The organism is Pseudomonas sp. s4, from assembly GCF_046764235.1.
Lineage (GTDB): Bacteria > Pseudomonadota > Gammaproteobacteria > Pseudomonadales > Pseudomonadaceae > Aquipseudomonas > Aquipseudomonas asiatica.
In genome coordinates this window covers 4,310,549-4,335,272 of sequence record NZ_CP177209.1, presented here as the reverse complement: position 1 = coordinate 4,335,272, position 24,724 = coordinate 4,310,549, and the positions used below count along the sequence as shown (strand labels likewise).

The 24,724-nt window shown below is 64.2% G+C and carries 14 protein-coding genes; 4 read left to right on the top strand and 10 right to left on the bottom strand.

Features of this window, described 5'->3' with window-relative positions:
- Window positions 1-328 precede the first annotated feature (328 nt).
- The 4 genes from ccoP to ccoN are packed head-to-tail and all read right to left on the bottom strand — an operon-like array spanning window position 329 to window position 3,513.
- On the bottom strand, window positions 329-1,270 hold the full coding sequence (ccoP, locus tag ACK56M_RS20100) for a cytochrome-c oxidase, cbb3-type subunit III (protein WP_038410020.1): 942 nt from the start codon (window positions 1,268-1,270) through the stop codon (window positions 329-331).
- A complete protein-coding gene (locus ACK56M_RS20095; protein ID WP_015271135.1) occupies window positions 1,267-1,461 on the bottom strand; it encodes a cbb3-type cytochrome oxidase subunit 3 in 195 nt (64 codons plus the stop codon). The genes ccoP and ACK56M_RS20095 overlap by 4 nt, the downstream gene beginning before the upstream one ends.
- A 5-nt stretch (window positions 1,462-1,466) precedes the next feature.
- Complete coding sequence (gene ccoO / locus ACK56M_RS20090) at window positions 1,467-2,075, bottom strand: cytochrome-c oxidase, cbb3-type subunit II (protein WP_013973492.1); 609 nt, start codon at window positions 2,073-2,075, stop codon at window positions 1,467-1,469.
- 13 nt (window positions 2,076-2,088) lie between these two features.
- The gene (gene ccoN / locus ACK56M_RS20085) at window positions 2,089-3,513 is read right to left on the bottom strand and encodes a cytochrome-c oxidase, cbb3-type subunit I (RefSeq protein WP_013973491.1); all 1,425 of its coding nucleotides are present in this window, start codon (window positions 3,511-3,513) and stop codon (window positions 2,089-2,091) included.
- Window positions 3,514-3,563: 50 nt separating this feature from the next.
- Between ccoN and ACK56M_RS20080 the strand changes: the two genes are divergently transcribed.
- Entirely contained in the window at window positions 3,564-4,256 is a 693-nt protein-coding gene (locus ACK56M_RS20080) for an alpha/beta family hydrolase (RefSeq protein WP_054572583.1), read from the top strand.
- A 112-nt stretch (window positions 4,257-4,368) separates the two neighbouring features.
- Here the strand turns inward: ACK56M_RS20080 and ACK56M_RS20075 are convergent, their stop codons facing one another.
- Window positions 4,369-4,653 carry a pyrimidine/purine nucleoside phosphorylase gene (locus ACK56M_RS20075; RefSeq protein ID WP_003259920.1) on the bottom strand — a complete coding sequence of 95 codons (285 nt, stop codon included), beginning with the start codon at window positions 4,651-4,653 and terminating at the stop codon, window positions 4,369-4,371.
- Window positions 4,654-4,727: 74 nt separating this feature from the next.
- Window positions 4,728-5,279 carry an exonuclease domain-containing protein gene (locus ACK56M_RS20070; RefSeq protein WP_003259919.1) on the bottom strand — a complete coding sequence of 184 codons (552 nt, stop codon included), beginning with the start codon at window positions 5,277-5,279 and terminating at the stop codon, window positions 4,728-4,730.
- A 172-nt stretch (window positions 5,280-5,451) separates the two neighbouring features.
- Here ACK56M_RS20070 and ACK56M_RS20065 point away from each other — a divergent pair, with 172 nt between their 5' ends.
- Entirely contained in the window at window positions 5,452-6,252 is an 801-nt protein-coding gene (locus ACK56M_RS20065; RefSeq protein ID WP_015271132.1) for a substrate-binding periplasmic protein, read from the top strand.
- Window positions 6,253-6,315: 63 nt separating this feature from the next.
- Window positions 6,316-7,329, top strand: coding sequence for a GNAT family N-acetyltransferase (locus ACK56M_RS20060; protein ID WP_015271131.1), 1,014 nt, complete (start codon window positions 6,316-6,318; stop codon window positions 7,327-7,329).
- Between the two features lie 53 nt (window positions 7,330-7,382).
- On the opposite strand, the gene ACK56M_RS20055 is transcribed toward ACK56M_RS20060, so the two are convergent.
- The gene (locus ACK56M_RS20055; protein ID WP_015271130.1) at window positions 7,383-7,913 is read right to left on the bottom strand and encodes an RNA polymerase factor sigma-70; all 531 of its coding nucleotides are present in this window, start codon (window positions 7,911-7,913) and stop codon (window positions 7,383-7,385) included.
- 684 nt (window positions 7,914-8,597) lie between these two features.
- Here ACK56M_RS20055 and ACK56M_RS20050 point away from each other — a divergent pair.
- Window positions 8,598-21,551: a non-ribosomal peptide synthetase gene (locus ACK56M_RS20050; protein WP_411958956.1), complete on the top strand. Its 12,954-nt coding sequence runs from the start codon at window positions 8,598-8,600 to the stop codon at window positions 21,549-21,551.
- Window positions 21,552-21,765: 214 nt separating this feature from the next.
- Here ACK56M_RS20050 and ACK56M_RS20045 read toward each other — a convergent pair whose 3' ends face one another.
- The 3 genes from ACK56M_RS20045 to dsbG form a co-directional block, all read right to left on the bottom strand.
- Window positions 21,766-22,494 (bottom strand): ATP-binding cassette domain-containing protein, encoded by a 729-nt coding sequence (locus ACK56M_RS20045; RefSeq protein ID WP_015271128.1) that lies wholly within the window; start codon window positions 22,492-22,494, stop codon window positions 21,766-21,768.
- 1 nt (window position 22,495) lies between these two features.
- On the bottom strand, window positions 22,496-23,248 hold the full coding sequence (locus tag ACK56M_RS20040) for an ABC transporter permease (RefSeq protein WP_043935785.1): 753 nt from the start codon (window positions 23,246-23,248) through the stop codon (window positions 22,496-22,498).
- A gap of 716 nt (window positions 23,249-23,964) precedes the next feature.
- Window positions 23,965-24,723: a thiol:disulfide interchange protein DsbG gene (gene dsbG / locus ACK56M_RS20035; protein WP_015271126.1), complete on the bottom strand. Its 759-nt coding sequence runs from the start codon at window positions 24,721-24,723 to the stop codon at window positions 23,965-23,967.
- Window position 24,724 lies beyond the last annotated feature (1 nt).

The window sequence follows — 24,724 nt, the reverse complement described above, 5'->3', positions numbered from 1 at the left end:
CGATCGGGTCTGGACGATTGTACACAAATAAATATTTGTAATGTGTACCGTTTTTCGCCTTTTTCTGATCGATCGGTCAAGCTTTTTATCGGGACGGCGACAGGCTACGCGCCGCGTCTGCTTCGGTCCTTTCGGAGCGAGGCCCACTGAGGCAACAAGCTTAGTTCTGTTCGGAGGGGGTGCAAGGGAGGGTAGAGCGGGGGCAAGGTGGGAATGGGGCTGCTTTGCAGCCCGTCGCGACACAAGGCCGCTCCTACAGGAAGTACGCAATCCCTTGTAGGAGCGGCCTTGTGTCGCGATAGGGCCGCAAAGCGGCCCCTGGGCGGTATTACTTGGCAGTCACGGTTTCAGCAGCACCATCCTGCGACAGGCTATACACATACGCCGCCAGCAGGTGCACCTTGTCGTTGCCCTGGATCTCCGCCTGCGCCGGCATCTGACCCTGGCGACCATAGCGAATGGTCTGCTGCAGCTGGGCAAAGCTCGAACCGTAGATGAACGCCTGCGGGTGAGTCAGGTCTGGCGCGCCCATGGCCGGGGTGCCTTTGCCTTCAGGTCCGTGGCAGGCCACGCAGTTGCCGGCAAAGATCTCCTTGCCCTTGGCGGCGTCAGCCTTGACCCCTTCCGGCAGGCTGCGGCCATCGAGGTTGGTGAGCACGAACGCGGCCACATCCGCCACGCCCTGCTCGCCGATCACTTCGGCCCAGGCCGGCATCACGCCGTGACGACCGTTCATGATCGACGCCTTGATGGTTTCCGCTTCGCCGCCCCAGCGCCAGTCCTTGTCGGTGAGGTTGGGGAAGCCATAGGCACCCTTGGCGTCCGAGCCGTGGCACACCGAGCAGTTGGAGGCGAACAGGCGGCTGCCCATTTTCAGCGCCTGCGGGTCCTTGGCCACTTCTTCCACGGGCATGGCGGCGTACTTGGCAAAGATCGGGCCGAATCTTGCGTCAGCCTTCTCCATCTCCTTCTGCCATTCGTTGGCGCCAGTCCAGCCATTTTCATAGCCCGGCAGAATGCCCTTCCAGTTGCCCAGGCCCGGATAGAGGATCAGGTAGCCGACTGAGAACACCAGGGTGCCGACGAACAGCCAGAACCACCACTTGGGCAGCGGGTTGTCGTATTCCTCGATGCCGTCGAAGCTGTGGCCCATGGTCTGGTCGGTGGTGTTGTTGCTCTGGCCCTTGCGGGTGGCGAGCAGCAGCCAGGTCAGGCCAATCAGGCTACCGATGGTCAGTACGCAGATGTACGTACTCCAGAAGGTGGTCATTGCCCGTTACTCCTTTTTGCAGCAGGTTTCTGTCCGGCAGAGGGCAGGCGGTCGTCGACGAAGGGCAGCAGGCGCGCTTCGGCGAAATCACGGTCGCGGCGGCGGTTGAATACCCACAGGGTGAGGCCGATGAAGGCGATCATCACCACCAGTGTGCCCAGGCCGCGGATCATGCCGATGTCCATTCCCATCGCATTCACCTCTTGTTCTTGATCGCGGTGCCTAGCACCTGCAGGTAGGCGACCAGGGCATCCATTTCGGTCTTGCCCTTGACCGCGTCGCGAGCCCCGGCGATGTCATCGTCGGTGTACGGCACGCCCAGGGTGCGCAGGGTGCGCATCTTGGTGTCGGTATGGCTGTTGTCGACCTGCTGGGCGACCAGCCATGGGTACGACGGCATCTTCGACTCCGGTACCACGTTGCGCGGGTTGTACAGGTGCGCACGGTGCCAGTCGTCCGAGTAGCGGCCACCGACCCGGGCCAGGTCCGGCCCGGTGCGCTTGGAGCCCCACAGGAACGGATGGTCCCACACGCTTTCACCAGCCACCGAGTAGTGGCCATAGCGCTCGGTTTCGGCGCGGAACGGGCGGATCATCTGCGAATGGCAGCCCACGCAGCCTTCGCGGATGTAGATATCGCGGCCTTCCAGCTGCAGTGCGGTGTAGGGCTTCATGCCTTCCACCGGCTTGTTGGTGACGTCCTGGAAGAACAACGGGACGATCTGGGTCAGGCCGCCGATGCTGACGGCGAACACCATCAGCAGGGCCAGCAGGCCGACGTTTTTCTCGATGACTTCATGTTTCATCAGGCAGGTCTCCTCAAGCCAGCTGGGCGTTCGCAGGGGCGACATCGAGCGCCGGCGAACGCACGGTGCGCCAGGTGTTCCAGGCCATCAGGAACATGCCGCTGAGGAAGATCGCACCGCCGACGAAGCGCACGATGAAGCCTGGGTGGCTGGCCACCAGGGTTTCCACGAACGAGTAGGTGAGCGTGCCGTCGCTGTTGACCGCGCGCCACATCAGGCCTTGGGCGATGCCGTTGACCCACATCGAGGCGATGTACAGCACGGTGCCGATGGTGGCCAGCCAGAAGTGCGCGTTGATCAGGCCGATGCTGTACATGCGCTCCTTGCCGAACACTTTCGGGATGGTGTGGTACAGCGCGCCGATCGAGATCATCGCCACCCAGCCGAGGGCGCCGGCGTGCACGTGGCCGATGGTCCAGTCGGTGTAGTGGGACAGGGCGTTGACCGTCTTGATGGCCATCATCGGGCCTTCGAAGGTGGACATGCCGTAGAACGCCAGCGACACCACCAGGAAACGCAGGATCGGGTCGCTGCGCAGTTTGTGCCAGGCGCCGGACAGGGTCATCATGCCGTTGATCATGCCGCCCCAGCTTGGTGCCAGCAGGATCAGCGACATCACCATGCCCAGCGACTGCGCCCAGTCGGGCAGGGCGGTGTAGTGCAGGTGGTGCGGGCCGGCCCAGATGTACAGGGTGATCAGCGCCCAGAAGTGCACGATCGACAGGCGATAGGAATACACCGGGCGTTCGGCCTGCTTGGGCACGTAGTAGTACATCATCCCCAGGAAGCCTGCGGTCAGGAAGAAGCCCACGGCGTTGTGGCCATACCACCACTGCACCATGGCATCGGTGGCACCGGCATAGACCGAGTAGGACTTGGTCAGGCTGACCGGCAGTTCCAGGTTGTTGACGACGTGCAGCATCGCCACGGTGAGGATGAAGCCGCCGAAGAACCAGTTACCGACGTAGATGTGCTTGGTGTTGCGCTTCATCAGCGTGCCGAAGAACACGATGGCGTAGCTCACCCAGACGATGGTGATCAGGATGTCGATCGGCCATTCCAGTTCGGCGTATTCCTTGGAGCTGGTGTAACCCAGCGGCAGGCTGATGGCCGCCAGCAGGATCACCAGTTGCCAGCCCCAGAAGGTGAACGCGGCCAGGCCCGGTGCGAACAGGGTGGTCTGGCAGGTACGTTGCACCGAATAATAGGAGGTGGCGAACAGCGCACAGCCGCCGAAGGCGAAGATCACCGCATTGGTATGCAGGGGGCGCAGGCGGCCGAAGCTGGTCCAGGGGAGGTCGAAGTTGAGGGAGGGCCAGGCGAGCTGGGCGGCGATGAAGACGCCGAGCCCCATCCCGACGATTCCCCACACCACCGTCATGATGGCGAATTGGCGGACCACCTTGTAGTTATAGGCGGTACTGCTGGTTGTGTTCATGTATGGGTTCCCATCCACGGTTATTTGGCAGGCTTTACAGCGAGGCAAGCATGATTAATGGGCAAAGTGCCGGTATTGACGGGGATCAATGGGCGAAGGTCGGAAATGTCCCAGGCTTGCGCTGCGATCCCCCGCACGTTCGGGGCAAGGACGGCTACAAGGGCTGCCTGATCCTGGCTCATGGCGCAGGTGCGCCGATGGACAGCGGGTTCATGGACGAAATGGCGCAAAGGCTTGCGGCGCTTGGGGTAGCGGTAGTGCGCTTCGAGTTCCCGTACATGGCCGAGCGCAGGGTTGCCGGCGGCAAGCGGCCGCCGAACCCGCAGAGGGTGTTGCTGGAATGCTGGCGCGAGGTGTACCGGCAGGTGCGACCTTTGGTCGCGGGCAAATTGGCAGTGGGTGGCAAATCCATGGGCGGGCGCATGGCCAGCCTGCTGGCCGATGAACTGGAAGCGGATGCACTGGTGTGCCTGGGCTATCCGTTCTATGCGGTGGGCAAACCGGAAAAGCCACGGGTCGAGCACCTGGCCGAATTGAAGACGCCGACGTTGATCGTGCAGGGCGAGCGGGATGCACTGGGTAACCGCGAGGCGGTGGCAGGGTATGCGTTATCGCCGGCGATCGAGGTGAGCTGGCTGGTGGCGGGGGACCATGACCTGAAGCCGCTGAAGGCCTCGGGGTTCAGCCATGAGCAGCACTTGCAGGCGGCGGCTGAGAAGGTTGCGGCATTCCTGTCGCAATAGTGCTGGATTCTTCGCGGGCTTGCCCGCTCCCACGGGTTCACTACAGGTCTGAAACTTGTGCAGCACCTGTGGGAGCGGGTTTACCCGCGAAGAGGCCGGACCAGGCTGACGCTTAGTCGCGGTACTCGCACAGGTAGGCGGTATCCACCTTCACCTGCAGCTGGAACTTGCTGTCAGCCGGCACGTTGAACTTGTCGCCCGCCTTGAAGGTTTCCCAGTTGTCGCTACCTGGCAGCTTCACGGTCAGCGCACCCGAAACCACGTGCATGATCTCGCGCTTGGCAGTGCCGAACTCGTATTCGCCCGGGGCCATCACACCGACAGTGGCCGGGCCTTCTTCGCCCGCGAATGCGATCGACTTGACGGTGCCGTTGAAGTACTCGTTGACCTGGAACATGGGCGACTCCTGAAAAGGGGGGATGAAAAAGGGCTGGCCAGTATGCCCAAGCCCACCGGCTCCGTCATCTGCTTTCAGGTAGCGTCTGCCGGCAGGCTCAACGGCAGCAGCCGCGCGGTATTGCGCGCATCTTCCAGGGCCCGGTGCTGCTGCCCGCAAAAGTGCATGCCGGCCAGCTGCAGTGCACCGTTCAGCCCAGCGGGGCGCTGCAGGTGGCGGGCCTTGGCGAAGCGTTGCTTGAGGTTGATGTGCGGCAGGGTCCGCAGCAGGCTGTCCAGCCCATGCTGCTGCCACTCCTGGTGCAACTGCTGGCGGTCGTAGTCGCCCCAGCTGACCCAGGCCTGAAGCTGCCCGCGGTGGTGCCCGAGCCAGCGCTCGAAGCTTGCCCATACCTCGCGGAACGACGCGGCACTGTCCACGCTGGCCTGGCTGATGTGGGTCAGCTCACGGCAGAACGGGGTCAGCTGCGGCCGCCGCCGAGGCTTCACGAAGCGCTGGAAGTGGTCGACCTCGCGGCCATCGCGGGTAACCAGGCTTGCGCCGATTTCAATGACTTCCATCTCTGTGACCGGCCACCCACCATCGTCGGTGGTGGCTTCCAGGTCGATCACCAACCAGTGGCCCATACCAGGCTCCCTTGCAGATCCTGCTAGAGCGTAGCGAAACTCCGGGCATCCGGCATCCCCTGGCAGTTTGCCCGCAGCTTTGGCGCAAAGGGCCACTAACCGGCAGTTGTGTCCGGCCCGGAAAACGCCTAGCTTAGGCGGACCCCGGCATGAACCGTGATGAGTGTCCGTCTTGACTCCAGCGACCGGCCTGAAGGCCCTGTCTTCCCTGATGCTGCTGGCCGTGTTCTGGCTGGCGGTGCCGGCATGGGCGGCAAGTACCGTTGAAGTGAAGATTGGCGCGGCGCATTTTCCGCCCTACACCGTGCGCCCGGAGCAGGGTGCCGACACCGGTCTTCTGCCGCAGTTGGTCGACGCGCTCAACCGCGCGCAGCAGCACTACCGCTTCGTTCTGGTACCCACGTCCATTCAGAGGCGTTTCGGCGACTTCCAGCAAGGCCGTACCGACATGGCCATTTTCGAGAACCCGCAATGGGGCTGGCAGCAGATTCCCCACAAGACCGTGGACATGGGCCTGGAAGACGCCGAGGTGTTCGTCGCTCGCCAAGCCAATGGCGGTGACCCGCATTACTTCGACGACTTGAACGGCAAGCGCCTGGCGTTGTTCAATGGCTATCACTATGCGTTCGCCGGCTTCAACTCCGACCCCGAATACCTGCGCACCGCCTACAACGCGACCCTGACCTACTCCCACGACAGCAACCTGCTGATGGTGCAGGCAGGCCGCGCCGACATCGCCCTGGTCACGCGTTCCTACCTCAGCGATTTCCTGGCACGCAACCCGGCCAGCCGGGAGCGGTTGGTGCCCTCGCAACGCATTGACCAGGTCTACCATCACTACGCCTTGTTGCGCCCGGGGGCGCCCATCGGCGAGCAGTCGTTCGCGGCGCTGCTGCGGGCCCTGCGCGACAGTGGCGAGCTGGCGCGCATCTTCGAGCCCTACCGCATCACGGTAGCGGCCCCGCGCGACTAAATTCCCGTGATGCGGCAACGTTCTCAGCAGTGAGCCTTTCTTTCATTGCCGCGAGTCAAGCCCATGCCGTTCGATGCCGCATCACAGCCCCAGTCAGCGCCACGCTGGCGCAGCCTCAGTGCCGAGGAGGGGGACAGCTGGCTGAGCCTGTCCCTCGAAGGCCGCGCGTTGATCCAGTTGCGCCTGGAGATGGGTGCTACTCTGCATGTCCACCTCGAGCGGCTGTGCCCCGAGCGCCCCTATGTGGCCTTGTGGGCCGCCTGTTATTGGCTGCTGGCCCGCGATGCGGCCTGCCAGCGTCTTGCCTGGCACCTGCCCGAGCCGTTGCCTCAGGCATTGACCAGTGGCCTGCTGCTGGCCGGCGAGCAGCCTGGCCAATACCTGTGCGAGCGGGCGCTGTTCTGGCAGCTGCCACAGCCGTGGCTGGGCGAGTCGGCCAGCGTGGCCTACCCACAGCAGATGCAGATCAGCAACGGCAAGCGCCACCCACGCCGCGCGCCCAAGCCTCGTGGCGAGGTGTACCGGCGCTTCGATACGCGCCTGGGCAGTTGGGTATCGCTGCGTACCTTGGAGATCGAGCATGACCTGGAGCGCTTCAACCGCTGGCAGAACAACCCGCGGGTGGAGGCGTTCTGGCAGGAGGGTGGCACCCTTGCGCAGCATCGCGAATACCTGGGCAAGCTCGAGGCCGATCCGCATGCCCTGACGCTGATCGGTTGCTTCGATGACCAGCCGTTTGCCTACTTCGAGGCGTACTGGGCCAAGGAAGACCGCATTGCGCCGTTCTACCCGGCCGATGACTACGACCGTGGCATCCATATGCTGGTGGGGGAGGAGAGCCACCGCGGGCCGCACAAGGTGGCCAGCTGGCTATCGGCGCTGGTGCACTACCTGTTCCTGGATGACCCGCGCACCCAGCGGGTGGTGGCCGAGCCGCGTGCCGACAACGGCAAGATGATCGGCTACATGCACGACCAGTGCTTCCATTGCGACAAGGAGTTCGACTTCCCGCACAAGCGTGCGGCGTTGATGATTCTGGGGCGGGAACGGTTTTTCGATCGTTGCAAACTGGCTTGATATCGGGGTGGCTTCTTCGCGGGCGTGCCCGCGAAGAAGCAGACTCTGCCTGATCAGGCCTGCCGACTGGCCGTCTTGCGGCAATGCACCAGCGCATCGCGGATCATGAAGTTGACCAGCGTCGGCGACACTCCCAGCTCCTTGGCAATGTCCTTCTGCGGCACGCCATGCAGGCGGTACATCTCGAAGGCATAGCGGGTGCGCTGGGGCAGTTCGTTCAGCGCCTCGGCAATGTCATCCAGCGCGGCAAGGTTGATGTGGGTGGCTTCGGGGGAGGCGTTTTGCACGACTACGTTAAGGCCTTCCTCCTCGCTGCCGGAGTACTTCAACTCCATCGCCTGCTTGCGATAGTGGTCGATGGCCAGGTTGCGCACGATCTGGAACAGGTAGCTCAGCTGCGCCTTGAACGACGATGTGATCTGCGGGGCGGCGCTGAGCCGGAAAAAGGCGTCCTGCACCACATCTTCGGCGCGCGATCGACAGCCGGTAATGCGGGCAGCGATCTTGACCAGAATGCTGCGGTTGTCGACGAAGGCCTGCAGTAATGGTGAATCGCACTTACTTGTGGATAGTTGTTCCGCCATGGAAATCACCTTGTCACAGAGGGGAAAGGACGCACCCAAATTTGGGAAGCTTCCTACGACGGGCGACAAGCTATTCAGAATGATAATGATTGTCAAATGCGAAATGTAATTAGTTTCATGTGATTTCAGTTCTAAGGTGTGAGGGTGGCTAGGTGCATGTCAGGGCATTTTCAGCGCCTGTGAGATCGAGCGCCGCCCGCGCGGCGCTTCGCGGGGCAAGCCCGCTCCCACATTTGTTGCAACGTGCCGAACCTGACAGGCCATGGTTGCCAGCCTTGTTGGGCTGGCTGGATTCCTGAGTTGGCATTGCTGTCGCCCCACTTGTCTCAAGCCTTGTACCAAAGCTGACAACGCCTCTCCCACAGGCATGGCCACGTTGCAACAAATGTGGGAGCGGGCTTGTCCCGCGAAGCGCCGCGCGGGCGGCGCTCGATCTCACAGGCGCAGAAAGTGTCAAGGTGAATACTCGCGAAGCGCCGCGCGGGCGGCGCTCGATCTCCCAGGCGCAACATCTCTCAAGGCAAACCCCCGGCAACCCTCACGCCCCCCCCAAAGCCTCACCGCCGCTAATTTCTCCCCCCGCCCATCCGTTCCCCTGTGTACACCTCAGGCCGCCACATGCCGCCGCGCCCACGTTCGCGCAGCAGCCGGCCCGACCCAACCAGACACTGGCAGGAACACCCCATGACGGACGCCTTCGAACTCCCGCTCTCGCTGGTCCAGGCCCTGGCGCAACGCGCCGCGCAGACCCCGGACAAAGTCGCCTTGCGCTTTCTGGCCGACGCTCCCGGCGAGCAGGCCGTGCTCAGCTACCGGGACCTCGATCAGCGTGCGCGCACCATCGCCGCTGCCTTGCAAACCCGGGCCAGCTTCGGCGACCGCGCGGTGCTGTTGTTCCCCAGCGGGCCAGACTATGTTGCGGCGTTCTTCGGCTGCCTGTATGCCGGTGTGATTGCGGTGCCGGCCTACCCGCCGGAGTCCGCGCGCCAGCACCACCAGCAGCGCTTGCTGTCGATCATCGACGACGCAGAGCCGCGCCTGCTGCTGACCGTCGCGGCCCTGCGCGACAGCCTGCAGGGCCTGGAGGCCCTGACAGCGGCCAACGCCCCCGAGCTGCTGGCGGTGGATGGCCTGGACCCGGCACTGGCTGCAAACTGGCGCGAACCCGCGCTCAAGGGTGATGACATCGCCTTCCTGCAATACACCTCCGGCTCCACAGCACTGCCCAAGGGCGTGCAGGTCAGCCATGGCAACCTGGTGGCCAACGAACAACTGATCCGCCAAGGCTTTGGCATCGACCTCAACCCAGACGATGTGATCGTCAGCTGGCTGCCGCTGTACCACGACATGGGCCTGATCGGCGGCCTGCTGCAGCCGATCTTCAGCGGCGTGCCCTGTGTGCTGATGTCGCCGGGCTACTTCCTGGCCCGGCCGCTGCGCTGGTTGCAGGCCATCAGCGAATACGGCGGCACCATCAGCGGCGGCCCCGACTTTGCCTACCGGTTGTGCAGCGAGCGGGTCAGCGAGGCCTCCCTGGCCGGGCTCGACCTAAGCCGCTGGCGGGTGGCCTATTCTGGCTCCGAGCCGATCCGCCAGGACAGCCTGGCGGCCTTTGCCGACAAGTTCCAGGCCTGCGGCTTCGACCCGCAGAGATTCTTCGCCAGCTACGGCCTGGCCGAGGCGACCCTGTTCGTCAGCGGTAGTCGCCGTGGCCAGGGCATCGCCGCGCTGGAGCTGGACGCCGAAGCCTTCGCCGCCAACCGTGCGGAGCCTGGCAAGGGCAGTGTGCTGATGAGCTGTGGCTACCCGCAGCCCGGGCATGCCGTGCGCATTGTCGAACCACAACGCCTGCAGGTGCTGGACGACAACCAGGTGGGCGAGATCTGGGCCGCCGGCCCGAGCATCGCCCTGGGCTACTGGCGCAACCCCGAGGCCAGCGCCCGCACCTTCGTCGACATGGACGGCCAGACCTGGCTGCGTACCGGTGACCTGGGCTTCATGCGCGAAGGCGAAGTGTTCGTCACCGGCCGCCTGAAGGACATGCTCATCGTGCGCGGGCAGAACCTGTACCCGCAGGACCTGGAAAAAACCCTCGAGCGCGAAGTGGATGTGCTGCGAAAAGGCCGGGTGGCAGTGTTCGCCGTCGAGCAGCAAGGCGAGGAGGGCATTGGCGTGGCGGTGGAAATCAGCCGCAACGTGCAGAAGGCGATCAAGCCCCAGGAGCTGATCAAGACCCTGCGCCAGGTGATCGCCGACGCCTGCCGCCAGGCACCGGCCGTGGTCCTGCTGCTGAACCCGGGTGCGCTGCCCAAGACCTCCAGCGGCAAGCTGCAGCGTTCGGCCTGCCGCCTGCGCATGGACGATGGCAGCCTGGACTGCTACGCCCGCTTCCCTGAGGTGAACGAGCCCGTTGCTTCAGTGGGCGCAGGCGATGAACTGCAGGCGCGCATCGCCGATGTGTGGCGCGACATTCTCAAGGTCGAGGCGGTGGCGGCAGACGACCACTTCCTGCTGCTGGGCGGCAACTCCATCGCCGCCACCCATGCCACCGCACGCCTGGCCGATGAACTGGCCATCGACCTGGGCCTGCGCACCCTGTTCGAGGCGCCGATACTGGCTGACTACGCCAAGGCCGTGGCCGCGATCATCTCCGAAGGCGGTGGCCGGGTCGGTGCCATCGCTACACTGGAACGCACCCAGGCGCTGCCCCAGTCGCTGGCGCAAAACCGCCTGTGGTTGCTGTGGCAGTTGGACCCGCAGTCGGCGGCCTACAACATTCCGGCCGGCCTGCAGTTGCGCGGTGAACTGGACGAAAACGCCCTGGAAACAGCCTTCCAGGCGCTGGTTGCGCGCCATGAATCGCTGCGCACCCTGTTTGCCGAAGAGAACGGCCAGGCCCTGCAGCGCATCCAGGCGCAGCAGCCGTTCGACCTTCGCCGCCTGGACCTCGAAGGCCAGGCCGCCGAACAGGTCGCCGCCCAACGTGAAACCGAAGCTCGCCAGCCGTTCGATCTGACCCGGGGGCCGTTGCTGCGGGTGACCCTGGCGCGCCTGGACGATGAACACCATCAACTATGGGTGACCCTGCACCATATCGTCGCCGACGGCTGGTCGCTGAACATCCTGCTCGACGAATTCGCCAAACTGTACGCCGCCCACTGCCAGGGCCTTGAGGCCAACCTGGCACCGCTGACCCTGGGTTATGCCGACTACGGCACCTGGCAGCGACAGTGGCTGGCCGCAGGCGAAGCCGAGCGTCAGCTGCAGTACTGGCAGGCGCGTCTGGGGGATGATCTGCCGGTGCTCGACCTGTGCACCGACCACCCGCGCACCAGCCAGCGCGGCCACCGCGCCGCCCGCTTCAACCTCAAGGTACCGGCCAGGCTCACCGAAGCGCTCAAGGGCCTGGCCCGCGAACAGCAGGCCAGCCTGTTCATGGTACTGCTGGCCGGCTGGCAGGCGCTGTTGCACCGCTACAGTGGCCAGGCCGATATCCGTGTCGGCGTGCCCAACGCCAACCGCCCGCGCCTGGAAACCCAAGGCATGGTCGGCTTCTTCATCAACACCCAGGTGCTGCGTGCGCAGCTCGACGGCCGCCTGCCGTTCGACCAGTTGCTGGCCCAGGTGCGCCAGGCCACCCTGGATGCCCAGGCCAACCAGGACCTGCCGTTCGAGCAACTGCTCGAAGCCCTGCCCGAGGCTCGCGAGCAAGGCCTGTTCCAGGTCATGTTCAACCACCAGCAACGTGACCTGTCTGCGCTGCGCCGCCTGCCGGGCCTGCTGGCCGAAGAGCTGCCGTGGCACAGTCGCGAAGCCAAGTTCGACTTGCAGCTGCACAGTGAAGAAGACCACCAGGGCCGCCTGAGCCTGGCCTTCGACTATGCCGCCGAATTGTTCGATGCCAGTACCGTCAAGCGCCTGGCCCAGCACCTGTTGGCCCTGCTCGAGCAGGTGTGTGCCGGGCCGCAGCGGGCGCTGGGCGAGGTGCAACTGCTCGACGAGCCTGGCCGCGCGCAACTGCTGAGCTGGGGCGAGGCACCCGCTGCGCCGCCGCAGCGCCTGCTGGTCGAGCAGCTCAATGAACAGGCACGCCTGACCCCGCAGCGCACCGCCCTGGTGTGGGACGGTGGCAGCCTGGATTACGCAGAGTTGCACCAGCAAGCCAACCGTCTGGCCCACTACCTGCGTGACAAAGGCGTGGGCCCAGACACTTGCGTGGCCATCGCCATCGAGCGTTCGCCGCAGCTGCTGGTGGGCCTGCTGGCCATTCTCAAGGCCGGTGGTGCCTATGTGCCGCTGGACATCGATTACCCGGCCGAGCGCCTGGCCTACATGCTCGCCGACTGCAACGCTGGCCTGTTGCTGAGCCACAGCAGCCTGCTGGGCAAGCTGCCACAGGTTGATGGCGTCAGCGCCATCGCCCTCGACCAGCTGCACCTGGACAGCTGGCCAAGCCATGCCCCCGGGTTGCATCTGCATGGCGACAACCTGGCCTATGTGATCTACACCTCCGGCTCCACCGGCCAGCCCAAGGGCGTGGGCAATACCCACGCGGCACTGGCCGAGCGCCTGCAATGGATGCAGGCCAGTTATGTGCTGGACGACAGCGACGTGCTGATGCAGAAGGCGCCGATCAGCTTCGACGTTTCGGTGTGGGAATGCTTCTGGCCACTGGTGACCGGTTGCAAGCTGGTGCTCGCCGGCCCTGGCGAGCACCGCGACCCGCAGCGCATCGCCGCGTTGGTGCAGGCCCATGGCGTGACCACGCTGCACTTCGTGCCGCCGCTGTTGCAGGTGTTCGTCCAGGAGCCGCAGGCGGGTGCCTGCGGCAGCCTGCGCCGGCTGTTCTCCGGTGGCGAAGCGCTGTCCGCGGCACTGCGTGACCGCGTGCTGCAGGTGCTGCCACAGGTGCAGTTGCACAACCGCTATGGCCCGACCGAAACCGCCATCAACGTCACCCACTGGCACTGCCAGGCCACCGATGGCGAACGCTCGCCGATCGGCCGCCCGCTGGGCAATGTGCTGTGCCGTGTGCTGGACGACGAGCTGGAACTGTCCGCCCCCGGTGTGCCGGGCGAGCTGTACCTCGGCGGTGCAGGCCTGGCCCGTGGCTACCTGGGCCGCCCGGGCCTCACCGCCGAGCGCTTCGTGCCCCGGGCCGACGGCAATGGCGAGCGCCTGTACCGCAGTGGCGACCGCGCCCGCTGGCAGGTGCAGACCGCGGCGCTGGAATACCTTGGCCGCCTCGACCAGCAGGTCAAGGTGCGTGGCTTCCGTGTCGAACCCGAGGAAGTCCAGGCCTGCCTGCTGGCGCAAGCGGGGGTCGAACAGGCGCTGGTGCTGATTCACAAGGATGCCGTAGGTGCGCAACTGGTCGGCTACTACAGTGGCAGCGCCCAGCCTGATGCATTGCTGACGGTGCTGGCTGAACAACTACCGGCCTACATGGTGCCGGCACAACTCATCCCGCTGGCGCAGATGCCACTGGGCCCCAGCGGCAAGGTCGACCGCAAGGCATTGCCGGCCCCGGTGTGGCAGCAGCGGCAGCACGTCAAGCCGCAAACCGAGTTGCAGCAGCAGGTCGCCGCCATCTGGCGCGAGGTGCTGAACTTGCCGCGCATCGGCCTGCAGGACGACTTCTTCGCCCTCGGCGGCCATTCGCTGCTGGCCACTCAAATTGTCTCGCGCACGCGCCAGGCCTGCGATGTCGAGCTGCCGCTCAAGGCCCTGTTCGACGCCAGCGAGCTGGGCGCCTTCTGTGCCGAGATCACGCGTATTCGTGCTGCCGGTGAGCGCAACCTGCAAGGTTCAATCGCCCGCGTCGACCGCCGCCAGGCGGTGCCGCTGTCGTACTCGCAGCAGCGCATGTGGTTCCTCTGGCAAATGGAGCCGGGCAGCCCGGCGTACAACGTCGGCGGCATGGCGCGCTTGCGCGGCACCCTGCATGTGGATGCCTTCGAGCGAGCGCTGCAGGCGCTGGTGGTGCGCCACGAAACCCTGCGCACCACCTTCCCCAGCATCGATGGCGTGCCGTATCAGTGCGTGGCCGAAGACAGCAGCCTGCACCTCGACTGGCAGGACTTCAGCGCCTTGCCCGCCGATGCCCGCCAACAACGCCTGCAACAACTGGCCGACGACCAGGCGCACCAGCCGTTCGACCTGGAGCGCGGCCCGCTGCTGCGTGCCTGCCTGGTCAAAGCCGAAGAGCGCGAGCACTTCTTCGTGCTGACCCTGCACCATATCGTCACCGAAGGCTGGGCCATGGACATCTTCGCCCGCGAACTGGGCGAGCTGTACGAGGCCTTCGTCGATGACCGCGAATCGCCGCTGGCGCCGCTGCCGGTGCAGTACCTGGACTACAGCGTGTGGCAACGGCAATGGCTGGAAAGCGGCGAGGGCGCCCGCCAGCTGGCCTACTGGCAGGCCCGCCTGGGCGATGAACACCCGGTACTGGCGCTGCCTGCCGACCGCCCGCGCCCGGCAGTGCAGAGCCACCGTGGCGAGCTGTACCGCTTCGAGCTCGACCCGGCGCTGGTCTCCCGCGTGCATGCCTTCAACAGCCAGCGCGGCCTGACCCTGTTCATGACCATGACTGCCACCCTGGCCGCCTTGCTGCACCGCTACAGCGGCCAGCGTGACTTGCGCATTGGCGCGCCGGTGGCCAACCGCATCCGCCCGGAAAGCGAAGGGCTGATTGGCGCGTTCCTCAACACCCAGGTGCTGCGTTGCGAGCTGGACGGCCAGATGAGCGCCGCACAGTTGCTGGAGCAGGTACGCCAGGTTGCCATCGAAGGCCAGTCGCACCAGGACCTGCCGTTCGATCAGCTGGTGGAAGCCCTGCAGCCACCGCGCAGCAGCGCCTACAACCCGCTGTTCCAGGTGATGTGCAACGTTCAGCGCTGGGCCTTCCAGCAAAGCCGTCAGCTTGCCGGCATGCAGGTGGATTACCTGGTCAACGACGCCAGCGCCACCAAGTTCGACCTGTACTTGGAGGTGACCGACCTCGACGGCCGCCTGGGTTGCTGCCTGACCTACAGCCGTGACCTGTTCGACGAACCACGCATCGCGCGCATGGCCGAGCATTGGCAGCAATTGCTGGTGGGCCTGCTCGACAACCCGCAACAGCGCCTGTGCGAGCTGCCGATGCTGAGCAGCGCCGAGCAGCAGTTGCTGGCTGGCCGGTTGCAGGGCGAGCAGGGTCTCGCTCTCGACCAGACCGTGCACGGCCTGTTCGCCGCCCAGGCTGCGCGTACGCCACACGCTGGCGCGTTGACGTTTGCCGGCCGGCACATGACCTATGCCGAACTCGACCAGCAGGCCAACCGCCTGGCCCGCGCCCTGCGCGAGCGTGGCGTCGGCCCGCAGGTGCGCGTGGGCCTGGCACTGGAGCGTTCGTTGGAAATGGTCATCGGCTTGCTGGCCATCCTCAAGGCCGGTGGCGCCTGCGTGCCGCTCGACCCCGAATACCCGCTCGACCGCCTGCGCTACATGATCGAAGACAGCCGCATCGGCCTGCTGCTAAGCCAGCGCGCGCTGCTGCAAACCCTGGGGCAGCTGCCCGAAGGCGTGGCGCACTGGAGCCTGGAGGACGACAGCGCCAGCCTGTCAGCCTACAGCTATGCGCCGCTGGACAACCTCAACCTGCCGCAGCACCAGGCCTACCTGATCTACACCTCCGGTTCCACCGGCAAGCCCAAGGGCGTGGTAGTCAGCCACGGCGAGTTCGCCATGCATTGCCAGGCGGTGATCGACGCGTTCGGTATGCGCGGCGATGACTGCGAGCTGCACTTCTATTCGATCAATTTCGACGCCGCCAGCGAACGCCTGTGGGTGCCGCTGCTGTGTGGCGCCCGCGTGGTACTGCGTGCCCAGGGGCAGTGGGGCGCCGAAGACATCTGCCAGCTGGTGCGTGAGCAGCAGGTGAGCATTCTTGGCTTCACGCCAAGCTACGGCAGCCAGTTGGCGCAGTACCTGGCCGGGCAGGGCGAGCAGTTGCCAGTGCGCCTGGTCATTACCGGTGGTGAAGCGCTGACCGGCGAACACCTGCAGCGCATCCGCCAGTCCTTCGCGCCGCAGCAGTTCTTCAACGCCTACGGGCCGACCGAAACCGTGGTCATGCCGCTGGCCTGCCTGGCACCACAGACGCTGCCGGCGGAGCTGGGCAGCGTACCGATCGGTCGCGTCATCGGTAGCCGCACGGCCTACATCCTCGATGAAGACCTTGCCCTGTTGCCGCAAGGCGGTGTTGGCGAGCTGTATGTCGGCGGTGCCGGCCTGGCCCAGGGTTACCACGACCGCCCGGGCCTAAGCGCCGAGCGCTTCGTCGCCGACCCGTTCGGCAGCGAAGGCGGGCGCCTGTATCGCACCGGTGACCTGGTGCGCCTGGGCAGCGATGGCCTTGTCGAGTACGTCGGTCGCGCCGACCAGCAGGTGAAGATTCGCGGTTTCCGTATCGAGCTGGGCGAAATCGAAAGCCGCCTGCAGGCGCATGCCGATGTCGACGAAGCTGTGGTGCTGGCCCTCGACCTGCCGGGCGGCAAGCAACTGGTGGGTTACCTGGTGTGCAGGCAGGCCGCTGCCGACAGCGAGGTCCAGGGCATGCTGCGCGACGCGGTGAAAGCCGATGCCCGCCAGCACCTGCCGGATTACATGGTGCCGGCGCACCTGGTGCTGCTCGACAGCCTGCCGCTGATGGGCAACGGCAAGCTCGACCGCCGTGCGCTGCCGCTGCCGGACCTGGAACAGGCACGCCAGCAGTACCAGGCGCCTGGCAACGAGGTGGAAGCGCAACTGGCGCAGATCTGGCGCGACGTGCTCAACGTTGCCCGGGTCGGCGTGCAGGACAACTTCTTCGAGCTGGGCGGCGACTCGATCCTGTCGATCCAGGTAGTCAGCCGGGCCCGCCAGGCCGGCTTGCAGTTCACTCCGCGCGACCTGTTCCAGCATCAGACCATCCAGACCCTGGCCGCCATCGTTCAGCGCAGCGAAGCCGCCAGCAGCATCGAACAGGGCCTGCGCCAGGGCCAGGCCGGCCTCACGCCGATCCAGCACTGGTTCTTCGACAGTAAAGTGCCACAGCCGCAGCACTGGAACCAGGCTGTTCTGCTGGAGGCACGCAAGCCGCTGGATGAGGGGGTACTGAAGCGAGCCTTGGCCGACCTGGTGCAGCACCACGACAGCCTGCGCCTGCGCTTCAGTCAGGCCCAGGGCCGCTGGCAGGCCGAATATGCTTCGCTTGCCACCGGGCAATTGCTGTGGACAGCCACGGTCGCCGACTTCGCCGATTGCCAACCGCTGTACACCGATTTGCAACGCAGCCTCGACCTGGAACAGGGCCCACTGTTGCGCGCCTTGCTGGTTAATGACGGGCAGGGCGGCCAGCGCCTGTTGCTGGCTATCCATCACCTGGTGGTCGATGGCGTGTCGTGGCGCGTGCTGCTGGAAGACCTTCAGGCGCTGTACCGAGGCCAGCCGCTGCCGGCCAAGACCCACGCCATGGGCGACTGGGCCGCACGCCTGGCCATCTATGCCGGCAGTGATTCGCTGCGCGACGAGCTGGGCTGGTGGCAAGGCCAGTTGGGCGGCGTGCGCCGCGAACTGCCATGCGATCACCCGCAGGGCGGCAACCTGCACTGCCATGCCCGTACCCTGGCCATCGGCCTGGATGTGGAGCAGACCCGGCAGTTGCTGCAGCAGGCCCCGGCGGCCTATCACACCCAGGTCAACGACCTGCTGCTGACCGCGCTGGCGCGTGCCCTGTGCCGCTGGAGCGGCGACGAAGAAGTGCTGGTACAGCTTGAAGGCCATGGCCGTGACGGGCTGTTCGAAGATATGGACCTGACCCGCAGCGTCGGCTGGTTCACCAACGCCTACCCGCTGAGCCTGCGCCCGCTGCCAGGCGAGGACGATGCAGCGCGGGCAGGCTCGATCAAGCGCATCAAGGAGCAACTGCGCCAGGTGCCGCATAAAGGGCTGGGTTATGGCGTGCTGCGCTACCTGGCCGATACGGCAGTGCGTGAGCAGATGGCGGCCCTGCCGCAGGCACGCATCACCTTCAACTACCTGGGCCAGTTCGACCAGCAGTTCGACAGCACAGCCCTGTTCCAGCCGCTGGACGCCGCGGCCGGCCTGGCCCACGACCTCGATGCACCGCTGCCCAACTGGCTGAGTGTCGATGGCCAGGTGTATGGCGGTGCCCTGCAACTGCGCTGGACCTTCAGTGCCGAACGCTACGACGAGCGGACCATCGCCTGCCTGGCCGAGGCCTATCGTCAGGAGCTGCTGGCGCTGGTCGAGCATTGCCTGGCTGATGGCAACGGCAGTTTCACGCCATCGGACTTCCCGCTGGCGCACCTGACCCAGGCGCAGATCGACGCGCTGCCGGTACCGGCAGCGCAGATCGAGGATGTCTATCCCCTGACGCCGATGCAGGAGGGCATGCTGTTGCACACCCTGCTGGAGCCGGGCACCGGCCTTTACTACATGCAGGACCGCTACCGCATCAACAGCGCGCTCGACCCCGAACGCTTCGCCCAGGCGTGGCAGGCGGTGGTGGCACGCCACGAGGCGCTACGCGCATCGTTCAGCTGGAACACCGGCGAGGCGATGCTGCAGATCATCCACAAACCGGGCAACATGCCGGTGGACTATCAGGACTGGCGTGGCCTCGACGACGACGCCCAGGAACAGCGCCTGCAGGCCCTGCACAAGCAGGAACGCGAGGCTGGTTTCGCCCTGCTCAGCGAGGCGCCGTTCCACCTGCGCCTGGTGCGTGTGGCCGACGAGCGCTACTGGTTCATGATGAGCAACCACCACATCCTCATCGATGCCTGGTGCCGTTCGCTGCTGATGAACGATTTCTTCGAGATCTACCAGGCCCTCGGCGAGGGGCGCCAGGCCCGCTTGCCGGTGCCACCGCGCTACCGCGACTACATCGGCTGGCTGCAACGCCAGGGCCTGGACGACGCGCGAGCCTGGTGGCAGGCCAACCTGGCCGGCTTCGAACGCGCTACCACCATCCCCAGCGACCGCCCGCTGCGCCACGACCATGCCGGTAGCGGCATGATCGTCGGCGACTGTTACACCCGCCTGGCGGTGAGCGACGGTGTGCGCCTGCGCGAACTGGCCCAGGCCCACCAGCTCACCGTCAACACCTTCGCCCAGGCGGCCTGGGCACTGGTGCTGGCGCGCTACAGTGGCGACCGCGACGTGGCCTTTGGCGTGACCGTGGCCGGGCGCCCGGTGAGCATGCCGCAGATGCAGCGTACCGTCGGCCTGTTCATCAACAGCGTCGCCCTGCGCGTGCAATTGCCGGTGGCGGGTGAGCGCTGCAGCGTGCGGCAGTGGCTGCAAGGCCTGCTGGAGCACAACATGGAGCTGCGCGAGCATGAGTACCTGCCGCTGGTGGCCATCCAGGAATGCAGCGAACTGCCCAAGGGCCAGCCGCTGTTCGACAGCCTGTTCGTGTTCGAGAACGCGCCGGTGGAAACCGCCGTGCTCGACCACGCCCAGCACCTGAATGCCAGTTCCGACTCGGGTCGTACCCACACCAACTTCCCGCTGACCGCAGTGTGCTACCCGGGCGATGACCTTGGCCTGCACCTGTCGTTCGACCAGCGCTATTTCGACTACCCGACCGTCGAGCGCCTGCTGGCCGAGTTCAAGCGCCTGCTGCTGGCGCTGGTGCAAGGCTTTGAAGGGGAGATGAGCGCACTGCCGTTGCTGGGTGCGGAAGAGCAGCGCTTCCTGCTGGAAGACTGCAACCGCACCGCGCGCGCCTATCCGTTGGAACAGAGTTACATCGCGCAGTTCGAGGCGCAGGTGGCCGCGCATCCGCAACGTACCGTGGCCCGCTGCCTGGACGCATCCTACGACTACGCCGGCTTGAACCTGGCGGCCAACCGTCTGGGCCATGCCTTGATCGCGGCGGGTGTGAACGTGGACCAGCCGGTGGCACTGCTGGCCGAGCGTGGGCTACCGCTGCTGGGCATGATCGTCGGCAGCTTCAAGGCCGGCGCCGGCTACCTGCCACTGGACCCGGGCCTGCCGGCGGCGCGTCTGCAAAGCATCATCCAGCTCAGCCGTACACCCGTGCTGGTGTGCAGCGCGGCCTGTGCCGGGCAAGGGCGGCAGTTGCTGGACCAGCTTGCGTTGGCGGCACGGCCGCAGCTGCTGGTCTGGGAAGACATCCAGGCCAGCCCGGTGGCCAGCCACAACCCCGGCATTCTCAGCGGGCCGGATAACCTCGCCTATGTGATCTACACCTCAGGCTCCACCGGCCTGCCGAAGGGGGTGATGGTCGAGCAGCGCGGCATGCTCAACAACCAGTTGAGCAAGGTGCCGTACCTGGCGCTCGGCGAGCAGGACGTGATCGCCCAGACGGCCTCGCAGAGCTTCGACATTTCGGTGTGGCAGTTCCTTGCCGCGCCGCTGTTCGGCGCCAGGGTGGAGATCGTGCCGAATGCCATCGCCCATGACCCGCAGGGCCTGCTGGCGCATGTGCAGGCCACCGGCATCAGCGTGCTGGAGAGCGTGCCGTCGCTGATCCAGGGTATGTTGGCCAACGACCACCAGGCCCTCGATGGCCTGCGCTGGATGCTGCCGACCGGCGAGGCCATGCCTCCGGAGCTGGCGGCGCAGTGGTTGCAGCGCTACCCGCAGATCGGCCTGGTCAACGCCTACGGCCCGGCGGAGTGCTCCGATGACGTGGCGTTCTTCCGCGTCGATGCCGCCTCGACCCGTGGCAGTTACTTGCCGATCGGCACGCCGACCGACAACAACCGCCTGTACCTGTACGGCGAGGACCAGGCACTGGTGCCACTGGGTGCGACAGGTGAGTTGTGCGTGGCCGGCACCGGCGTGGGCCGTGGCTATGTCGGCGACCCGGTGCGCACAGCGCTGGCGTTCATTCCCCATCCTCATGGTGCACCGGGCGAACGCCTGTATCGCACTGGCGACCTGGCGCGGCAGCGCCTGGACGGGGTGCTGGAGTATGTCGGGCGCATCGACCATCAGGTGAAGATTCGCGGCTACCGCATCGAACTGGGCGAAATCGAATCCCGCCTGCACGAACAGCCGGAAATCCGCGACGCTGCCGTTGGCGTGCAGGAGGGCGTCAATGGCAAGCACCTGGTGGGTTACCTGGTGGCGCATCAGGGCGTTGCAGCCGACGCTGCGTTGCTGGAACAGCTCAAGCAGCGCCTGCGTGCCGAGTTGCCGGAGTACATGGTGCCACTGCACTGGGGCTGGTTCGACAGCCTGCCGCACAACGCCAACGGCAAGCTCGACCGCAAGGCCCTGCCAGCCATCGACGTCGGTGGCCAGCACAGCCAGGCCTACCAGGCGCCGCGCAATGAGCTGGAAGAGGTACTGGCCGGTATCTGGGCGGATGTGCTCAAGGCCGAGCGGGTCGGGGTGCACGACAACTTCTTCGAGCTGGGCGGGCATTCGCTGCTGGCCACGCAAATCGCCTCGCGGGTGCAGAAGCAGCTGCAACTGAACGTGCCGCTGCGGGCGATGTTCGAGTGCAGCACGGTGGAGGAACTGGCGGTGTATGTGCGGGGGCTGCAGGGCAGTGTGCTGGATGACGATAAAGTCGACCGGCTCAGTGACCTTATGGCTGAGCTGGAGGGGTTGTGACCTGAGCAGGTGAGGCCTGCACCGCCCCTGGATTGGTGCACAAAAGTTGAAATTGCTGGGGCCGCTATGCGGCCCTTTCGCGACACAAGGCCGCTCCTACAGATACGGCGTTGTTCTCGAGGTTTGGCGCTGCACCTGTGAGCGGGCATGCCCGCGAACACCGGCGCAGCCGGTGCCATACCTGCAACCCCACCTTTCCCATGGTTCTTCGCCGTCATGATGCGGCCCCGATTTTTTCCTGCGACATCGACGCATTGATGAATGCTTCATCATAAGAGTTCGCATGGTAGCGAGCGAGAAACTCATGAGCATTCTCAAATGGCTCGAGGTGTTGATGAGCGAGCATGTAGAAACGATGGCAGTTTGTGGCAATTTCCTCGGTATAGTGAGATGAAATCAAAACACTAGCCCCGTTTTTGCACGCGTTTTTTATACCTAGCCATATGTGGTGTCTGAATTCTGGGTCTACCCCCGCAGTAGGCTCGTCGAGGATGATCAGGTCACTGCCCATGAGCAGTAGCGTCAGTGTGACAAAGCTCCGGACTTCGCCATAGCTGCAAGTAGATGCCTTCTTCTTGTAGATTTCAGCATACCGTTTCGACAGGGAATGTGACCATTCAGAGAGGCGTGAAAGCACCTCGCAGTGATCCGGTGCTGATCTGGAGTTTAACTGTGTAATCAGTTGGTAGACTTCGCTCATCCTGAGCAAGGGCGGTGGTGTCAGTACTTGAGTCAGATAAGCCTGCTGTCTGGATGAATTTATGATTGTGCCGTTGCTTGGTTTTCTGATGTTGCAGATCAGGTCGAAAAGCGTGGTCTTTCCTGCTCCGTTACTGCCCAGTACGCCTACGGCCTCTCCTTTTTTCAACTGTAACGTGATGTTTTGTAAAAGAGGGCTGCTGTTGTATGAGAAGTCCAGGTTTTTGATGGTGAGAAGGTGCATTTTAATAGCGGCTCCATATAGGGTGGATTCTGAATAGCTTTCCTGTTGCATAGAGCCCCGCTGTTGAAATGGCAAAAGCTGTCAGAAAACTAATAGTGAGTGGTATCTCTCCGGTAATTATTCTTGTGCTCAGGTGCAAGGGGTTGATCAACGTTGACCAGTGGGTCAGTTCGTCTTGTGTGGTGCCCAAATAGCCGGAAAGTAACATCAGGAATGAAAGTAGCGAAAATAGCGTCCCGGCTGTGCTGAATTTGATGGGCATCGCTGCAATTGCCAAGCCGATGCAGGCGAATATCAGGTAACTCGTATAGAACGCGGCTGTAAGGTACAGGAATTCTGATGGCGAGTAGGATCCGTATAGAGGCTTGGAGATGAAGTAGAAAAAGCTGGAGTACACGACACTGACCAATGTGTAGCTGACGGCGTGCGATGTGAGGAAAAGTGCAATTGCCTCGCGTTGGTAAATGAATGACCGGACGAAGCCACTTTCTCGTCGTCCGATTAGATAAAAGCCGAGGCCGAAGAAGGCAACGTTTGCAGCGATGTAGGCGTAGAACCACGCAGCAGAGGATATATAGAGAGTGTCTGGTGGCGCTGCAAGGGAACGGCTTTGCCTCAGTAGTATGAACATCAAGCAAGGCGCCGCCGCTGTCCACAGCAACGCAGTGGGTTCTCGCAGGTGTTCCAGGATCAACACCTTGGTGATCATGAGGATCTGTTTTCTTCGCGTTATGGGGTATGGCTTTTTGTTCATTTTTCTCGCCTTTAGTGTCTTCGCGAATGCAGGGGGTAAGGGTTTTATATTCAGGCTGCATGTACGTCAAGTTTGATGGGGCAATGTGTTGGCTGGGGTGTAATCTAGTTGTTTGAATTGCAGTTGGTATTGTGAGATGTATCTGAGGGGTATGTCTGATCGCGATCTGTTCACTGGTCATGGGAGTGAAAAAGACGTCTGTTTTTTGTAAGGCGGATCTGAAATTGTTGTGGGATTGTTATATGTTTTATCGCCGGGCGTTGTTTTCCGATGATCGGTTCGGAAAAGTGTTTGTCGCCTTAGGTGGTATAACTTAGTGTTGCCAAATGTGAACTTGGCCATTGGCTGGCATCTGGGCCGATGTGCTCGAGGACGAGCTGGAGGGGTTGTGACCAGAACAAGTGAGGTCTGCATCGCCCCTTGTAGGAGCGGCCTTGTGTCGCGAAAGGGCTGCACAGCAGCCCCAGCAATTTCAGCTTTTATGCAGCAATTTGGGGGCCGCTATGCGGCCCTTTCGCGACACAAGGCCGCTCCTACAGATACGGCGTTGTTTTCGAGGTTTGGCGCTGTACCTGTGGGAGCGGGCATGCCCGCGAACACCGGCGCAGCCGGTGACATAACACCGCGTTGAGTTCTTCGCGGGCTTGCCCGCTCCCACAGGGCCGCCACAGCCTTGTGCTACGAATGGGCTGCAAGGCAGCCCCGGCGATTTCACATCAGCGCTTGCCGAGAATCTTCCCAAGCAACTCCGGCCGCGGCGCGCCTTGCTGGCTCTGCAGGTTGCCCTGCTCATCCTGATAGAAGATCGCCGGGGTCGCCTGCAAGCCCATTTCTTCCATCAGCGCCATGTTCGCCGCCAGCTTTTGCTGCACCGCCTCCGGCACCTGCTCCAGTGCCTTCAACTTGCTGGCCTTGCCGGCCTTTTCATGTTCCTGTAGTGCCTTGGCCGGGTCTTTCGCCGCCAGCAGCGCCGCCGACTTGCCCGGGCTGTCCTCGCGGATGATGCCGACCATGATATGGCGCAACTGCACCTTGCCCGACTCCACCCATGGCCGCGCCTGTTCCCAGAACATGTTGCAGTACGGGCAGTTGGGGTCGCTGAACAGGTACACCTTGCGCGGTGCATCGTCCTTGCCGTCGGCGATCCAGGAGGTTTTCTCCATCTTCGCCCAGATTTCCTTGCTCATCGGCGCATACACCAGCTTTTTCAGCGGCTCGGCACTGAGGTCGTTGCCCTGTTCGTCGAACAGGCTGCCGACCAGTACATGCTTGCCGTCAGGGGTGAGGTACAGCGCCAGGCCGTTGTTCTGGTACTCGGCGGCATACCCGCGCAGGCCGTTGGGGGCGTCGAAGCTGCCTTTGATCACGGCGCCCTTGGCTTGTAGTTGCGCAATCGCCTTGGGCAGCTCTTCGGCCTGCAGGGTGGGGGCAGCCAGCAGGGCCAGGGACAGGGGCAGCAGTGCAGTCAGTCGCATG